The following is a 16,434-nucleotide window of genomic DNA, read 5'->3' on the forward strand; positions in this document are numbered from 1 at the left end:
GACAGGATAAAGGTTTGAGATTCTTTTTCGGAGATGTCTTTTGTTTTTCCTAAGAGGATGTTTGATAAGTGATATGTTGTGATTTTAATCGAATTATTACCCTCCTTAATCCGCCCGATATATTGGGGGAAACAAGAAAATCCGGTTCCCTCCCCTTTATAAGGCTACGGTGTACACACATCTCTAAAAATCCTACCCACCCAATATTTCTGTTCAAGTGAAGGTCTTACACTGAGCAAATATCCCGCCCAGAACTCAAGTTTCGGGTTGATAGCTAAAGTCCACTTGAGTGGACTGAACTAAATTTCTTCTTTAGTCCTCTTTTAGAGGACTTTCGCTATGAAACTCGGAATTTCTTCCGAGGCGGGATAGATACACTGCACCAACACTTGTGTGTACACCGTAGCCTTTATAAGGGGAGGGTTAGAGTGGGGTAAAAAATATTTGATACATCAATCATGACTTTTCAAACATCCTCTAAGAGTTTGCTTACGATGTAAACACAATTGTTTCGGCTGACAATGTAATTGTTTTAACTCATACCAATTCAATTAATGATTGCAACACATCCTTGGGTAAAGACGCGATTCATCGCGTCTCTACAAATGGTATATTTGTCGCATTCTTTTTTCAAATTGGTATCACAATGCCCTTGTTTCGACTCAGAATAAATATATACACATTATATGTAAAATAGTATCTGCCTAATTAGTTATAATTACCGAATCTATACGAAAAGTCCAAAAACGCTGCCCCTCTGGGGTCTTAATAGTATAGTAGTCGCCACAATTGTTAGGACATTTTTCTGTTCCCTAAAAATAGAAATATGATATCTTAATTAAAATGTCCGTTGCTATAAATCTTTAACCTGACACAATATAAAAAATTAGAGACGCAATAATTGCGTCTCTAAAAAACACCTATTTAGCCTTCTTACGTGTAATTGCACTCAGCAAAAGAGTTGTTAATTAAATTATTCCTGGGCCTCTACCGCGGCTGTCACCCTTATCTGTCAACTTGCCTTCCTCGTCCTGATTCACTTCTCCAAGTTCTTGAATACGTTGTTCCCTTTCTTCTGCCGCTTGCTGGCGTGCATCACCCGGTTCTTCGTAATACATTTCCGGTTCAATTGCATAGTTATTAGACAAACCTTCATTGTCTACGGTATAGCCGTCAGTGGTACGTATACTTTCTGAATCGGTTTGATCGTCAGTCGGTGCATCTGCTTCCCGTTCTTCCGTGGGACGTTTTTTGAATTTATCTCCTTCTCTTTCCATTCGAGCGGCGGTTTCAGCGGGGATGATGCCGCGATCGTAATTATTCACTTCCGCTCTATCGGATGAATCTGTATCTCTCTTAACTGCTTCATTAGCCATAATTTATGTCCTCGTTAAAGAATCTATTAAATAACTTCAGAAACTAGATTAGGTTGTTTCCGATCCCCAAGCTACTATCTTGAGAAGTGACTTAAAATTAAAAATAATGTTATATTCTCTATCTTTTGATGTATCCAAAAGACTAAAATGGAATCCGATTAAATACTGTTTATTTAGATTTATTGGTAGAACAAGGGTTTTAGTTGAGTCAACATAACATTAAAAGGGCAATTAGAAACTGCAACTATACAAGGCTTTACCAAGCCCGCAGAGGCGGACGAGAGTTTGCGTAGGTGCGAATTCTATTTGCCCGTGTCAATCTTAGTTTAATGGTTAGTAAATTTACTCGCCAATGAATTGGTTTTTCAGTAATTGAATTTCATCGGCTAACTCTTGGCGAGTTGAAGCCTTCAGTAAATAACGGAAAACAAACCAACTAGTGTAACTAATTCCAACTAACTCAAAAAGTGGTGATAGTAGAGGAATATCATTGATTGCAGCTAGTACCGTCAGTACTACTCTAGCTGTAACAATCGCTGCCAAAATTAAAGCAACGGTTATTAGAGGCTGCTTGTAGTCCCGAAAAAATTCACTTAAGTATTGGGGCAGTTGCTCTAAAAATTGAGAAATTTGTCTGCTAATTTGCTGCAATTGAGATTCAGGTTCGGGTGCTGGGGGTAACTTTGGCAAGTTTGCAGTATCAGTACCTTCAAGTGCTAGCGTACCTTGTGATAAGGAAGCATCGATCGATTCACGTTGCTGTTGTTCGGTTTCCATAGTTTTTATGTTTGGTAACTAGAAGACTTTGTATAACTGTGAGCATCAATAAATATAGTTATTAAGGTTGTCAGTTATCAATTATTAGTGGTCAGTTAAACTTATTACTGACCACTGAAACTTAGCAGGAGCAGTTAAATCTGTTTAGACTTACTTGCTCCTTTGGATTTGTTAGTTGCCTTAGTTAGTTACTTTGGCAACAGTTGCTTTCACAACTACACTATTGACACCTTTAATTTCCTTAGCTAATTTTTCAATTTTAGCCAACTCCTGCTGATTGGTGACAGTTCCAGCCACAGTTACAACACCACCGTCTGCGGCATTAACTGTTAGTTGACTCTTGGGGATATTAGCCTCTAATTTGGAGCGAACTTCACTTTCTAAGTCAGCTTTAGCTCTTTTTGTGTCGCCACCAGTGGTATTATTGCGCTGTTCGCGGGCGCGAATATCTTCATTGAGTTGTCTTCTGCGAACTTCACTTTGTGCATCTTTTTGAGAAGCTTCTGTTGTTTTTGCAGTTGGTGTTTGAGGAGCTTCATTAGGATTGTTGGGTGCAGATTCACTTGTTTTAGAAGCGTTATCACAAGCAGCAACACCAAACACTAAAAGGCAACTAATTACGAAGGGGGTTAGCTTTTTCATGGGTTTAATTCTGAATCAGAAAATGAAATCTATTGATATTTACGGCAAAGATGAGGAGCAAGTTTATTTAGTCAGGAGCAAAGTTTTCAAATTATTGCTCCTGCAATTTTGTCTAACTAGTGTGAGTGAAAATTACTTTAGGTTAAAGTACTTCATCACGACGATCGACAATAACTACAGCAGGATCGTTTCTATGAGGCTCTGTTGAGTAATTGGGGCGAATCGGATCGACTACTACTGCGTCATTATGCGTTACTCGGTCGGAACCTGGGCGATAGTCACTAATCTCAGTGGCATCATAGATTGCAAATTCTTCAATACCTCGACGTTTAAGAATTGCTTCAGCTTGGTGGATTTCAGCTTCTGTACCATCAAGAATTACTAAATAGTCACCTTTTTGGAAGCGATCGCCATATACTCGCGCCCTGTCTTCAGGAATTCCCAAGCCAACGAGTGCGCCTACAATACTCCCTGCTGCTGCACCAATCGCGCCACCAGCTAATGTTGTCGCCAAAGCTGTTGCAACTGCGCCACCAGCAATTACAGGCCCGATTCCAGGAATTGCTAGAGTTCCAAGTCCAACTAATAAGCCGGTCAAGCCGCCCAAAACACCGCCTGTAGCTGCTCCAGTTTTTGCGCCATCGTCTGCTTTATTACCTGTACCAACGTTTTTATCTACATCTACACCAGCGATCCCATGACCGTCTGTATCTTTGGCAATGATGGAGACTTGATTCAAGGAAAAACCTGCATCTCGTAATTCTGTAATTGCTGCTTCTGCATCTCGACGATGAGAAAATACCCCGATCGCGCGTTTCGCAACACCACTATGACCAGCAGTAGAAGTTGGAGTCACATAACCAGTGGTTGCATTGGTCGCATCTGGGTGGTCGTAAATGCCAAACTCTTCCACACCCTGATGATTTAAAATTGCTTCTGCTCTAAGTATTTCTGAATCTGTACCATCAATAATGACTAAATAGTGTCCTCGTCTAACACGTTCGTCGTAAACTCTAGCTCGTTCTTCAGGAATTCCTAGACCAATTAATGCACCCAGCAAACTACCAGCTACTGCACCAATACCAGCGCCAGCGAGAGTTGTAGCTAGGGTAGTTGCTGCGGCTCCAGCCAACATAATTGGCCCGATTCCAGGAATCGCTAAAGTGCCAAGACCGACTAATAAGCCAGCCAATCCGCCCAAAGCACCGCCTGTAGCAGCTCCGACTTTAGCACCTTCGTCAGATTGATCGCCAACGCGATCGCTCACATCTGCACCAGCAATATCGTCTTTGTCTCCATCTTGGGTAATGACAGAAACTCTGTTCATGTCAAAGCCAACTTTTTTTAATTCATGTAGGGCATGTTCTACATCTCGACGATGAGAAAATACACCTACAGCACGTTTATGTAGACCGACTACCATTATTCTTTCTCCTCAGCAAAAATCAATTATTTACTATTTCATAGCTCCTAGTAACCTTTATTAATACATGTTTCTATTTATTTTTCATCAATCGCTTGGAAGAATTTTTACCTCTATCATTAGATATAGGTGGTTTTATCTAAAGTTAGTAACTAAATCTCCACTAGAAAATATGTTTTATTTTTTAAACTTTTTATAACAATTATTCTTTGTTTTCAATTTCCTCAATCAAGTTGATACTTAAATACTATTTTCTAGCGTTTGCTAGTGTAACTCACCCACTCCAAACTTACTATATCGATAAATACACTTTTACAATATTTCTTTTTGCCTAATAAATTTTCTTTAAAAAATATTAACTAATTCACAAATTTTCGTCGCTCGATCCAAGATAAATATTTATTTTTTTAAATACGACTTTTGGACAACCAACCTATTACTTAAGAAAGTGTTAGCTTACATAAATGATAATTAAACTGATAAATAAGCCATTTTATAAATGGGTATTTAATTGAGTAAAAGTGAGAAAATTCTATGTTTCAAGCTGTTTTAAGTATTTTGGGATGGAGTCAGCTACCTTTGGCATTAGCGCCGATAACTTTAGCTCAGGAAGTACTAACTCCAGAAGAAGCATCAGTTGTTTTTTCTGGGCCTAAATTATTGGTGGCACTGCTAGCTGGTGTTTTGATGGCATTTGCCTTTCAATTATTATTGACAAACTTTTCAGTTGCGGTCGGAATTTCATCTTGGGAAATTGATGCAGATTCTGATGATGAGTCTGAAAGTTTGGGCAAGAAAATTCGTAAAGGTCAAGCTAAAGTTGGTGCTTGGGCGTTAATAACCGTTAGCATTGCATTATTTATTGCTTGTTTTTTAGCAGTAAAACTTAGCCTAATCGAAAGCGCATTTTTAGGAGCAATTATTGGTGTAGTCATTTGGTCTACCTATTTTTCACTAGTAATTTGGTTGGGTTCATCAGCAGTAGGTTCTTTAATTGGTTCTATATCTAATACTGTTACTTCTGGTTTTAAAACTCTGATGGACACGGCAACTACTGGTATCGGTGCTAATACTGCAAAAAAACAGTTAGTTTCTACTGCTGAAGATATTACAGCCGCAGTCCGGCGGGAATTGACTTCAGGTTTTGATTCTGAAGGTATTAAGAATACCATCCAAACTTCTTTAGGTTCTCTGCAATTACCAAAGCTGGATATTAAAGAAATTCGCAGTCAATTTGACCAGCTTCTTAAAGATACAGATTTACAATCTGTCGCTAACAGCGATCTATTGCAAAACGTTAATCGCCAAACATTTGTTGATTTAATCAGCAGCCGTAGCGATTTATCTAAAGAAGATATTAATAGCATTGCTGACCAATTTGAAGGTGCGTGGCAACAAGCTTTAAATCGCAAAAATCCTACCGAACAAGTAATTAATTTACTTAAGTCTGCTACACCTGAAGAACTAAATTCTGAGCAATTGGGCGAACGGCTGCAAGAATTGGTTACAATCGGAGGCGGTAATGGCAATGGTATAATCAAGCAAGCTATTACCTATGGCTTAAGTGCAGCTGCGCCAGCAGTTCTGGAACGAGTAAACCTTTCTAATATCGATGTGAACAAAATTACAACTCAGTTGCAAAAACTGAAAGAAAAAGTTCAAGATGTCGATGTCGAGGAAGTCACAGAACAACTTCAAAAGTTTAGAGAGGAAGCAAGTGAGCAAGTATCTGCAAAATTACCCATATCATTGGAAAATGCAATTAAGGCAGATGTAGAAGATTACATATTGCATTCGTTCCCTTGGCACTTTAACCGAATTACCCTAATAGATGAATTTAAAGAAGTCATCTATGACGTAAATGCAGATCCAACAACTGTGAGACGGGAGTTGGAAGAAATAAATCAAGAATATTTCACCAACTTACTAAAGCAACGCGGTGATATTAGCGAAGCTAGGGTGAAAGAAATTTCCGAACAAATGGAAAGCGATCGCCTGGAAGTTTTAGAAACTGTCAAACAGGCTCAAGCACGAGAACAAGGGCAAGATTTCCGCAGCCGCATCGAAGATTATCTGCGTTCGACGGGTAAAGACGAACTTAATCCTGAAGGTATTGAACGAGACTTTGGCAAGTTGCTGGACGATCCACAAGCTGGTTTTGAAGATTTAAGTAGTCGCTTCGGACAATTTGACCGCGATACTTTTGTACAATTGCTCCAACAGCGTCAAGATATCAGCGAAGAGGAAGCTAATAATATTGTTAGTCAACTCGAACGCAACCGCGACAATCTCTTGAATCGTGCTAGAGAATTGCAAGAACAAGCAAAAGCCAAAGCCGATGAACTGCGCCAAAGAGTTGAAGACTATCTGCGGAATACTAACAAAGACGAACTCAATCCCGAAGCGATCAAACGCGAATTTAGAATTTTGCTAGACGATCCCCAAGCTGGAATTAGCCTTTTGACTTCGCGCCTATCGCAATTTGACCGCGATACCTTGGTACAATTGCTCAGTCAGCGTCAGGATTTGAGCGAAGAACAGGTAAACCAAATTCTCGATCAGCTCGAAGCAGTGCGAGATAGTATTTTGCAAGTACCGCAACAAGCGAAAGAACAGTACGAAAAAACTACAAAAGCGATCGCCGAATATCTCCGCAATACCAACTTGGAAGAACTTAATCCAGAAGGTATCAGAGCCGACTTGGAAAAATTACTCGACGATCCTCAAGCTGGAGCTTTAGCACTGCGCGATCGCTTATCTAATGTCGATCGAGAAACCTTGGTTAAACTCGTGAGTCAACGCGGCGACTTGAGCCAAGAGCAGGTTAATCAGATTATCGATCGCGCTCAAGATGCCATTGGTGATATCCTGAGAGCGCCACGACGTTTAGCGAAGCGCACCACTCAACAAGCTTTAGATTTTGAAGCTAATCTCGAAGAATATCTGCGTAATACCAACAAAGAAGAACTCAACCCCGAAGGAATCAAACGCGATTTACAATTGCTATTGTCTTCTCCCCGTGCTGGAATTGGCAATTTAAGCGATCGCGCCGCGAAATTTGACCGTTCGACAATTGTGGCGCTATTATCCCAACGTGAGGATATCTCAGAAGAGGAAGCTAACCGAATTGTGGATCAAATTGATTCTGTTCGCAGTTCGATTGTCGAACAATTCCAACAGATTCAGCAGAGAGTACAATCAGTGCTAGATGGAGTTTTTGCCAAAGTTCGCAACTATCTCAACTCCCTGAATCGTTCCGAACTCAACTATGAAGGGATTAAGCAAGACTTTGCGAAAGTCTTCGACGATCCCCAAGCCGGATTTGAAGCATTGCGCGATCGCCTCAGTGAATTCGATCGTGACACCTTAGTTGCTGTACTGAGTTCTCGTGAAGATATTTCCGAGGCGGATGCTAACCGCATTATTAACCAAATCGAAGCGGCGCGGGATGGCGTATTGCATCGAGCCGAACGCATCCAGAAAGAAACTCAAAAACGCCTGAAAGCGATTCAAGAGCAAGCTAAAAAGCAAGCCGAAGAAACCAAGAAAACTGTTGCAAATGCTGCGTGGTGGATATTTGGCACAGCAATTACTTCTCTTGCTGCCAGTGCGATCGCAGGTGCGATCGCTGTGACTGGGATAAGTTTAGCTGGCTAAAATATCTTCGTCATCAGAAATTTTGATAAATACAAAGTGGCATTCATTTAGAAAGACTGAATGCCACTTTTTTTATAAATCGGAAAAGTACCGCCATCTTTTGGTAACGGTGGTATCCTCACTGGTGTTGGTGGGATTCATGTTCTCATTTGAGGATCGGGTAACAATGTTTTCGATTTCAACTTCGTTTCAGAGAGTCAACCTGGTTTGTTACAGGATGCGATCGCCGATTTTGTGGGAAACGGGATCCTTGCAGGCGATCAAATCGATCTATCTACCATCGACGCCAACTCCACTAAAGAAGGCAACCAAGTCTTCACTTTCATCGGGAGTCGTGCATTCTCTGCAATCGGTCAAATCCGTTATTCAGGAGGTATTCTCCAAGGTACTACTGATGGCGATCTGTCGGCTGAGTTTGAAATTCGGGTTACAAGAGCGCCACAACTAGTAGAAAGCGACATTATCCTTTAATTTAATATTATCTGCCTTAAAAATAAGGCAGAATGCAGAATTTTGATATTTGAATAGTCGCAAACAAAGATAAGTTTAGCTTGCCTCTCTGATAGTTTATAGTTATTAAATTGCGCTGCGTATATATCAGAAAATCAGGTAATACAATCGCAATATTGCGATGATGCCACTTACATTCAAAAAATGTCAGAAAATTTGAAGAGGGACATTGTAACGCAAGAGATGTAGCGATGTCTACGATGGGCTATTCGGCGTCGCACTCGTTAACAAGGCTTTTAAGTTATTGGCAATTATTTCCTTATAGATAACTAGATAAATCCTCGAATAAATCTCAAAAAGCAAAACCAACCCTATCTGAACAAAGGTTTCAGATTTTGTTTTAGCGAGAGGAATAAAAAAGGGCTAATTACTCTTTCTTATAGATAGGAAAAACTAGGCTTGAAAGTAATAGTATAGTCTTGTGATTGTGGATAAAATCAAAACGTTCTAAAAGCTATGCGCTTCTGTAGAAGTAAATCTGCTTGTTTCATCCCATCCTACTACTCCAACCAGTAAAGATATAAGGACATCACATTACTCTTGGCATAATTTTGCTGCCAACATCATCAATACATCTATTGCTTGTCAAATCTTCAAACTTAACAGCAAAGACCTGTTCCAATCAGGTGTGGTTCAGTTGTCTCTTCGACTCCTTATTTCTTGGCCTTGTTTTCCCGACGTTGCTGGATAAAAGTGAGAAATTTAAAAATTCAATATTTGAAACTGTTTCCTTTACACCTTTGAGGGAAACCAAATTCATACTCTTAATCAGCAACACCGTTTTCTGATGGGAAAGTGACGAGGTTATTTTTTACCCTCTAAGTTCAGGAGAAACTTAATAATGGCAATTATCAACGGTACCATTTTTAATGACAACAATACCATTAACGGTTCCCCACTAATCTTTCGTCCTGCCTTAAATGGGGGTGCTGGCAGCGATATCCTTAACGGCAATGCCGGCGACGATATCTTAGATGGCGGTGCTGGTAGCGATATTCTGAACGGTAATGCCGGCGACGATAGTCTAAATGGGGATGCTGGCAGCGATATTCTGAACGGTAATGCTGGCAGCGATACCCTTACTGGCGGTGCTGGCAGTGATATCCTTAACGGTAATGCTGGCAGCGATATCCTCACTGGCGGTGCGGGCAACGATACCCTAAATGGCGGTGCTGGCGGCGATATCCTCACTGGCGGTGCTGGGACTGATTCTCTTACTGGTGGTGCTGGCAACGATATTTTCCATTTCAATTCAGTTTCAGATAGTCCTACTGGTTTGTCACGAGATGTTATCGCTGACTTCGTTGGAAACGGTATCTTTGCAGGCGATCAAATCGATCTATCTACCATTGACGCTAACTCCAGTGTAGCGGGCAACCAAGCTTTTATTTTCATCGGTTCTAGCGCATTCTCAGCAGCACGTCAGGTTCGTTATTCAGCAGGTGTTCTTCAAGCTAACATTGATGGGGATCTGTCAGCTGAGTTTGAAATTGGACTGACAGGAGCACCATCACTAGTGGCAAGCGACATCATCCTCTAATCTAATATACCAACCTTGAAATAGAGGTTGAAAGTACGCAAAATCGTTCCAATATCATTTTTTTCATTGTTCCTTGTGAGCGCAGGCCATGAAGTCTCTTGCAAAAGCGCTGGACACCCTACTTCTAAGAGCAAGGGCTTAGGGGTAGGGTTCTTATTTATGATTTATACAAGAAGTCTAATATTGAAGAATAATTTAGGTGCAAAGCCAAACATACTCCAACTGTGAGAAAATGCAGTAGCCTTTAACCTATCAAGAATGATATTGCTATAACCAAGCACAGTTAATACTAACAAAGTTGCTCATATCAACTGCATCTAACAGAAGCCCATCTAAAAAATATAAAATTACCAATGCTGCGTATGCATGAAAAAATCTGTTAATACAATCAATCGCAAAAGTTGTGATGATGCCACAATAGCTAAATTCTAACGCTAGCAGTGCAGCGATGTCTACGACGGGCTACGCCTACGCACTGGTCTAACAAGGGAATGGCACTAAGTTAAAATACAGCCCCAATCGATCTATCCTGGGAGGCTCCGCCTCCAATGGCTTTAGCAGAGGCAGCAGCCCTATCGAAATACATTTCCAGTACTTAAGACTGGGAACTAATTCAAGTTACACAAATCTTTAGGCTTTTCTTGGTGTCATGCATCTAACAAAGCTTTTAACTTATTGGCAATTATTTGTTATATATAACTACAGAAACCACTAAACAAATATCAATATGCAAAACTAACTCTATCTGCACAAAGGTTTTCGATTTTATTCTGGACAGAGAATAAAAGAAAGTTAATTATTCTTTTTTCTAATAAAAAAGTTTGCTGGAGGGTAATAGTATGTATTGTTATTATGACTACAGTACTAATGTTCTCAAATCTATATAATTACGTAGAAAAAATCTACTATTCCTTAGTATTTTCCAACTGAAACAACTGAAAATATAAGGTACAAGGGCATAAAATGATTTTTGGTACAATTTTGATATAAATATCATCAAATACATTTAGTACTTATTAAATATTCTCAAATATTCTCAAATATTCAAATTTAATAGTAAAGGACTGTTCCAATCAGGTTTGTTCAACAATATACCCTCATTCTTGATATTTTGACCTGATTTTGTCGGCATTATTGAATGAAAGTATGGAATTCTCAAATTCCATGTTTTAAATTGCTTGCTTTATGCATTTGAAGGAAATCAAATTCATACTCTTAATCAGCAATGCCGTTTTATAATGGAGAAGTAAAGACGTAATTTTTTTCCCCTCTAAGTTTAGGAGAAACTCATCAATGGCAACTTCAATATCAATCTCTTACGGGAGCGGCAGTGTTAGCGCCAGCTCTAGTAGTTATAGCAGTAGCAGTGGCAGTGGCAGTAGCAGTAGCAGTAGTAGCAATAATGGTCAAAGCGATGTCGTTAACACTAGTGGTGGCAACAGTACCCTTATAGGTGGTAGTGGCAAGAGTATCCTTAACGCTGGGGGTGGCAATGATAGCCTCTTTGGTAATGCTGGCAACGATACTCTTAACGGTGGTGCTGGCAACGATACGCTCAATGGCGGTACTGGGGATGATGTCTTGACTGGCGGTAGTGGAAAGGATATTCTCACTGGAGGATCGGGTAATGATGTTTTCAAGTACAACTCAATTTCTGATAGTCCACTTTCGGGACGCGACTTAATCGCTGACTTTCGTGGAAATGGTAATTTGCCAGGCGATCGCATCGATCTATTTAATATCGATGCCAACTCCACGATTGGGGGCAACCAAGCTTTCACTTTCATTGGAAGTGCCCAATTCTCCGCACCCGGCCAAATCCGTTATTCAGGAGGTATTCTCGAAGGTAGCACTGATGGGGATCGGTCGGCTGAGTTTCAAGTTCGGCTTATAGGAGCACCACAAGTAGTGTCAAGTGACTTCATTCTTTAATTTAATATTCCTGCCTTGAAAATAAGGCAGGAGGCAGAAGGTAGAAGGCATTAGAGAATGAAAATATCTCTTTCCCAGTCCTCAGTACCTAGTCACTATTTTCAAGGCAGATATAATTTTGAAGAACAACTCTAGTGCAAAGTTAGAGTGTCTCCAACTGTGCACCGGAATCAATATCAATATACTAAGCTATAAACGTAGAAAGTCAGAGCCTCAAATTGCGGCGATGGCTTTTTTTTATATTTAAATTTGTCTTGCTATCCCTAGTGCCGCAAAGCGGAAGTCAAAAGTCAAAAGAATTATATTCCAAGCTCTTGCACTATTTTAAATAGTATATTTTTTTACGCGATTATATACTAGTATTTCCGACACTCTAGATGCCTAACACACAAGAATGCTCCCTATTTTATACAAACGCTTAGATGAAGATTTATTCTAATTAGGGCTAACCAAAAGACACGGTGAAACATAGAGAATTACTCATATTCGATCGCACCGCCCAGGCATGAGAAAATCATCAGGTAATACAATCGCAACTGTTGCGATGATGGCACAGAAGGAAAAAAGATGTCGGAGAATTTGAGAAGCCAAATTGTGACGCAAGGGGTGCAGCGATCGCCTAATCGAGCTATGCTGCGTGCAGTTGGTTTTAAAGATGAAGATTTCAATAAAGCCATTGTGGGCATTGCCAATGGCTACAGCACGATCACTCCCTGTAATATGGGGATAAATCAACTGGCGCAAAGAGCAGAGGTGGGGATAAAAACCGCCGGAGCAATGCCCCAAGTGTTCGGCACAATTACCATTAGCGATGGGATTTCGATGGGAACTGAAGGGATGAAATATTCCCTAGTGTCGCGGGAAGTGATTGCCGATTCCATTGAAACCGCCTGTACTGGACAAAGTATGGATGGTGTGCTGGCTATTGGCGGTTGTGATAAAAATATGCCAGGGGCAATGATTGCAATGGCCCGGATGAATATCCCGGCTATCTTTGTTTACGGTGGGACAATTAAACCAGGTCACTACAACGGACGCGATTTAACTGTTGTCAGTTCTTTTGAAGCTGTTGGTCAATACAGTGCTGGAAAAATTGACGAAAAGGAATTATTAGAGGTTGAAGGTCGAGCTTGTCCGGGTGCGGGTTCCTGTGGGGGAATGTTTACAGCTAACACCATGTCTTCAGCATTTGAAGCGTTGGGGATGAGTTTACCCTATTCTTCGACAATGGCGGCAGAAGATGCCGAAAAAGCCGATAGCACCGAACAATCAGCATTTGTGTTAGTCGAAGCCATTCGTAAACAAATCTTGCCCCGCCAAATTATCACCCGCAAATCTATAGAAAATGCCATCTCTGTGATTATGGCAGTCGGTGGTTCGACCAATGCAGTACTGCACTTTTTAGCGATCGCCCGTGCTGCTGAGGTAGATTTAACTATAGACGACTTTGAAACCATCCGCGCCCGCGTTCCCGTTTTGTGCGATCTAAAACCAAGTGGTAAATATGTCGCTACAGATTTGCACAAAGCTGGCGGCATTCCGCAAGTAATGAAAATGTTACTTGTGCATGATTTATTACACGGTGATAGCCTCACCATCAGCGGTCAAACCATTGCAGAGATATTAGCAGACATACCAGAAGAACCATCTGCCAATCAAGATGTGATTCGCCCTTGGAATAACCCGATGTATCCTCAAGGACATTTAGCCATCCTCAGAGGTAATTTGGCAACGGAAGGAGCTGTCGCCAAAATTACTGGGGTGAAAAAACCAGTAATTACCGGGCCTGCACGGGTATTTGAATCCGAAGAAGCCTCTTTAGATGCAATTTTGGCTGGTAAAATTCAAGCTGGTGATATTCTCATAATCCGCTACGAAGGGCCTAAAGGCGGCCCTGGAATGCGAGAAATGTTGGCTCCCACCTCCGCAATTATCGGTGCTGGATTGGGTGATGCGGTGGGATTAATTACCGACGGACGCTTTTCTGGCGGTACTTACGGTATGGTGGTTGGTCATGTTGCCCCAGAAGCAGCAGTTGGTGGGGCGATCGCGCTTGTAGAAGAAGGCGATAGTATTACTATTGATGCACCCGCTCGTTTATTGCAGTTGAATATATCTGAAGAAGAATTGGCCCGTCGTCGTGCCAATTGGCAACCTCCGGCTCCGCGTTACACTAAAGGCGTGTTGGCAAAATATGCCAAATTGGTATCTTCTAGCAGTATTGGTGCTGTGACAGATTTGGACTTGTTTTAGTTAACCTGACAACTGTGGCGCAAGTTTGCCTACCTTTAACAAGGGGCTGAAGCCCCTTGTCTGGTTATTTGAGATGGTCGCTAGATTTACGTCGTTTTTTAATAGTTTGATCTTGCGATCGCTTCTAAAGAAGTTGCAAGGACAAACTCGTAACTTACTTTGCGATCGCAAGCGTGGTAAAACAAATTGCTGTATCGAAACAACTTGTCAGATGAAATACTGTTGATTGCCTCTAAGTTTTGAAGCTATTGAAGAGGAATGTTCTGTGTTTATACCAGATTTTTGCCTTAATTTCGTGAGTTTTTGGAAAAATATTGAAAAAGTTTCAGGAAATTTACATAGAAGAAGTGATGTCAATCGATATACTACAGAAATAGAATTGACCATCAACTGCTGAAAAATCTAAAAGGGCACAAAATGAGTTCTGAATCTAATGTCAAACTGACGATCGCTCTTTCTAATCCAGATTTAGATGCAGAGGAGCAACAACGAGAAGCACGGAATCTGCTGCGAGAAATCAAAGATTTAGATGTTGAAAATGCTGAACTCGTAGCAGTTACAGAAATACCCGAAGGAGCCAGGTCTATTGGCGGTTTTCTAGTGGGGTGTTGCAAGCAGAGGTGAGCCTTGCCAATTTTAAGAAAGTGTTGGGATATTTGGGCGATCGCTTGGGCAATAAAAGCATTGAGTTGGAAGTCGAGGCTAACGGGAAGAAACTCAAGGTGAAAGCTAGCAGTCAGGAAGAGTTAAACGCCGCCATTGAACAAGCGCAAAAGTTCATCGCAGGTAACTAAGAAATCCCAGCAGCAAGGAAGAATAACGAGATGGCGAAAGTAGCACTGCTAATTGGAGTCAGTGAGTATGAGCCTGGTCTTACTCCATTGCCAGCAGCGGCAAAAGATATCAAGGCGATGCAGCGAGTTTTGGAGAATACAGAAATTGGCGGTTTTGATGAGGTAACACTGCTGTTAAATCCTCAACAACATGAGATGGGGGTAGCCATCCAAACCTTGTTTGATGGTCGTCAAAGAGATGACCTAGTGCTACTGTTTTTCTCTGGCCATGGCATTAAAGATGAGAATGGGGAGCTTTACTTTGCAGCTCGCAACACATGCAAAACAGACAGAGGAGTACTGTTTAAGGCTACAACACTACCAGCTAATTTTGTACATGACATGATGAGTAGTAGCCGCTCCAAACGCGAGGTAGTTATTCTTGATTGTTGCTTTAGTGGCGCGTTCGCTGAGGGTATGTTAGCAAGAGATGATGGTTTTGTGGATGTCAAGAACCAATTAGGTGGAGAAGGGCGGGCTGTTCTCACATCTTCGACTTCAACCCAATTTTCCTTTGAACAGCAAGGGGTAGATACCTCAACTTACACCAGCTACATAGTTGAGGGGTTAGAGACTGGTGCAGCAGACCGGGATGAAGATGGTTGGATTTCTGTTGATGAATTGCATGAGTACGCTGCCAAGAAGGTACAAGAAAGTACGCCAGCCATGAAACCAGAGATATATCCTGTTAAAGGTGGCTTTAAAATCAAGCTTGCCAAAGCACCAAGTAATGATCCCAAACTCACATATCTTCGAGAAGTTGAGTATTGGGTAGAGGGTGGTAACGGCGAGATTTCTGTTGCTGGTCGCACTGCATTGGGTGCATTACAAGAAACGCTGAACCTATCATCTGAGGACGCTGCTGCAATTGAAACCCAAGTTTTAGCACCTATCGAAAACAAAAGGATAAAATTACAGCGATATGAGCTAGCGTTCCGTGATGAGATTAGGCAAGAGTTTCCTCTCAGCGATAGAACTGCGGCTAATCTGAAACGTCTTCAGCAAGCGTTAGGACTTAGAGATGAAGATATAGGCTTAATCGAAGCTCGAATAATTGCTGAACAGCCACGTCGCAAAACTAGGAATTTTACAAACTATATAGGAGCTTGCATTATCGGAGTAATCGGAGTAGTTTTTGGTGGTACTTTAGTCTACTTTCTTACGCCTAAAGATAAAATTAAACCTGTAGTAAATTCCTGTGTCAAAGAGGAGTATACTTTGGGCGACAGAATTAGTTTGGGTGAAGAAATTTTATTAAAACCAGATACAAACCCAGATAAAAAAGCTGGAGTTCAAGCATTTGCTAACAGTGACTGTAAGACTGCTATTGAAAAGTTTGATGCTTATCGAAAAACTAATTCCACTGACCCAGAAGCATTAATTTACTTAAACAATGCGTAAGGATTCAGGTCTAATATTTAGGAAGCAGGGATGGGATAGACAGATAATTATTGGAATTAGCCAGCAGTGCTTGTGCAAAAAAATCAATCA

General features: G+C 41.0%; 12 protein-coding genes. 8 read left to right on the top strand and 4 right to left on the bottom strand.

The window, feature by feature from the left end; genetic code table 11:
• Positions 1 to 968: 968 nt before the first annotated feature.
• The 4 genes from V7K45_RS25870 to V7K45_RS25885 form a co-directional block, all read right to left on the bottom strand.
• The gene (locus tag V7K45_RS25870; RefSeq protein WP_335007787.1) at positions 969 to 1,376 is read right to left on the bottom strand and encodes a hypothetical protein; all 408 of its coding nucleotides are present in this window, start codon (positions 1,374 to 1,376) and stop codon (positions 969 to 971) included.
• Positions 1,377 to 1,718: 342 nt separating this feature from the next.
• Positions 1,719 to 2,153 carry a CAAD domain-containing protein gene (locus V7K45_RS25875; RefSeq protein ID WP_335007788.1) on the bottom strand — a complete coding sequence of 145 codons (435 nt, stop codon included), beginning with the start codon at positions 2,151 to 2,153 and terminating at the stop codon, positions 1,719 to 1,721.
• Positions 2,154 to 2,333: 180 nt separating this feature from the next.
• Positions 2,334 to 2,795: a BON domain-containing protein gene (locus V7K45_RS25880; protein WP_292741746.1), complete on the bottom strand. Its 462-nt coding sequence runs from the start codon at positions 2,793 to 2,795 to the stop codon at positions 2,334 to 2,336.
• A gap of 142 nt (positions 2,796 to 2,937) precedes the next feature.
• Positions 2,938 to 4,218: a general stress protein gene (locus V7K45_RS25885; RefSeq protein WP_335007789.1), complete on the bottom strand. Its 1,281-nt coding sequence runs from the start codon at positions 4,216 to 4,218 to the stop codon at positions 2,938 to 2,940.
• 534 nt (positions 4,219 to 4,752) lie between these two features.
• Here V7K45_RS25885 and V7K45_RS25890 point away from each other — a divergent pair.
• From V7K45_RS25890 to V7K45_RS25925, 8 genes are all read left to right on the top strand, one after another.
• Entirely contained in the window at positions 4,753 to 7,875 is a 3,123-nt protein-coding gene (locus V7K45_RS25890) for an MFS transporter (RefSeq protein ID WP_335007790.1), read from the top strand.
• 234 nt (positions 7,876 to 8,109) lie between these two features.
• On the top strand, positions 8,110 to 8,346 hold the full coding sequence (locus tag V7K45_RS25895; RefSeq protein WP_335007791.1) for a hypothetical protein: 237 nt from the start codon (positions 8,110 to 8,112) through the stop codon (positions 8,344 to 8,346).
• 880 nt (positions 8,347 to 9,226) lie between these two features.
• Positions 9,227 to 9,925, top strand: coding sequence for a calcium-binding protein (locus V7K45_RS25900; RefSeq protein WP_335007792.1), 699 nt, complete (start codon positions 9,227 to 9,229; stop codon positions 9,923 to 9,925).
• 1,293 nt (positions 9,926 to 11,218) lie between these two features.
• Positions 11,219 to 11,857 carry a calcium-binding protein gene (locus tag V7K45_RS25905; protein WP_335007793.1) on the top strand — a complete coding sequence of 213 codons (639 nt, stop codon included), beginning with the start codon at positions 11,219 to 11,221 and terminating at the stop codon, positions 11,855 to 11,857.
• A gap of 567 nt (positions 11,858 to 12,424) precedes the next feature.
• The gene (gene ilvD, locus V7K45_RS25910) at positions 12,425 to 14,110 is read left to right on the top strand and encodes a dihydroxy-acid dehydratase (RefSeq protein ID WP_335007794.1); all 1,686 of its coding nucleotides are present in this window, start codon (positions 12,425 to 12,427) and stop codon (positions 14,108 to 14,110) included.
• A 417-nt stretch (positions 14,111 to 14,527) separates the two neighbouring features.
• The gene (locus V7K45_RS25915; RefSeq protein ID WP_335007795.1) at positions 14,528 to 14,734 is read left to right on the top strand and encodes a hypothetical protein; all 207 of its coding nucleotides are present in this window, start codon (positions 14,528 to 14,530) and stop codon (positions 14,732 to 14,734) included.
• Positions 14,731 to 14,904: a hypothetical protein gene (locus tag V7K45_RS25920; protein ID WP_335007796.1), complete on the top strand. Its 174-nt coding sequence runs from the start codon at positions 14,731 to 14,733 to the stop codon at positions 14,902 to 14,904. Before V7K45_RS25915 ends, V7K45_RS25920 begins: the two co-directional genes overlap by 4 nt.
• A gap of 30 nt (positions 14,905 to 14,934) precedes the next feature.
• The gene (locus tag V7K45_RS25925; RefSeq protein ID WP_335007797.1) at positions 14,935 to 16,344 is read left to right on the top strand and encodes a caspase family protein; all 1,410 of its coding nucleotides are present in this window, start codon (positions 14,935 to 14,937) and stop codon (positions 16,342 to 16,344) included.
• The last annotated feature ends 90 nt before the right edge of the window (positions 16,345 to 16,434 follow it).

It is taken from the genome of Nostoc sp. (assembly GCF_036917375.1).
Taxonomy (GTDB): Bacteria; Cyanobacteriota; Cyanobacteriia; order Cyanobacteriales; family Nostocaceae; genus Nostoc.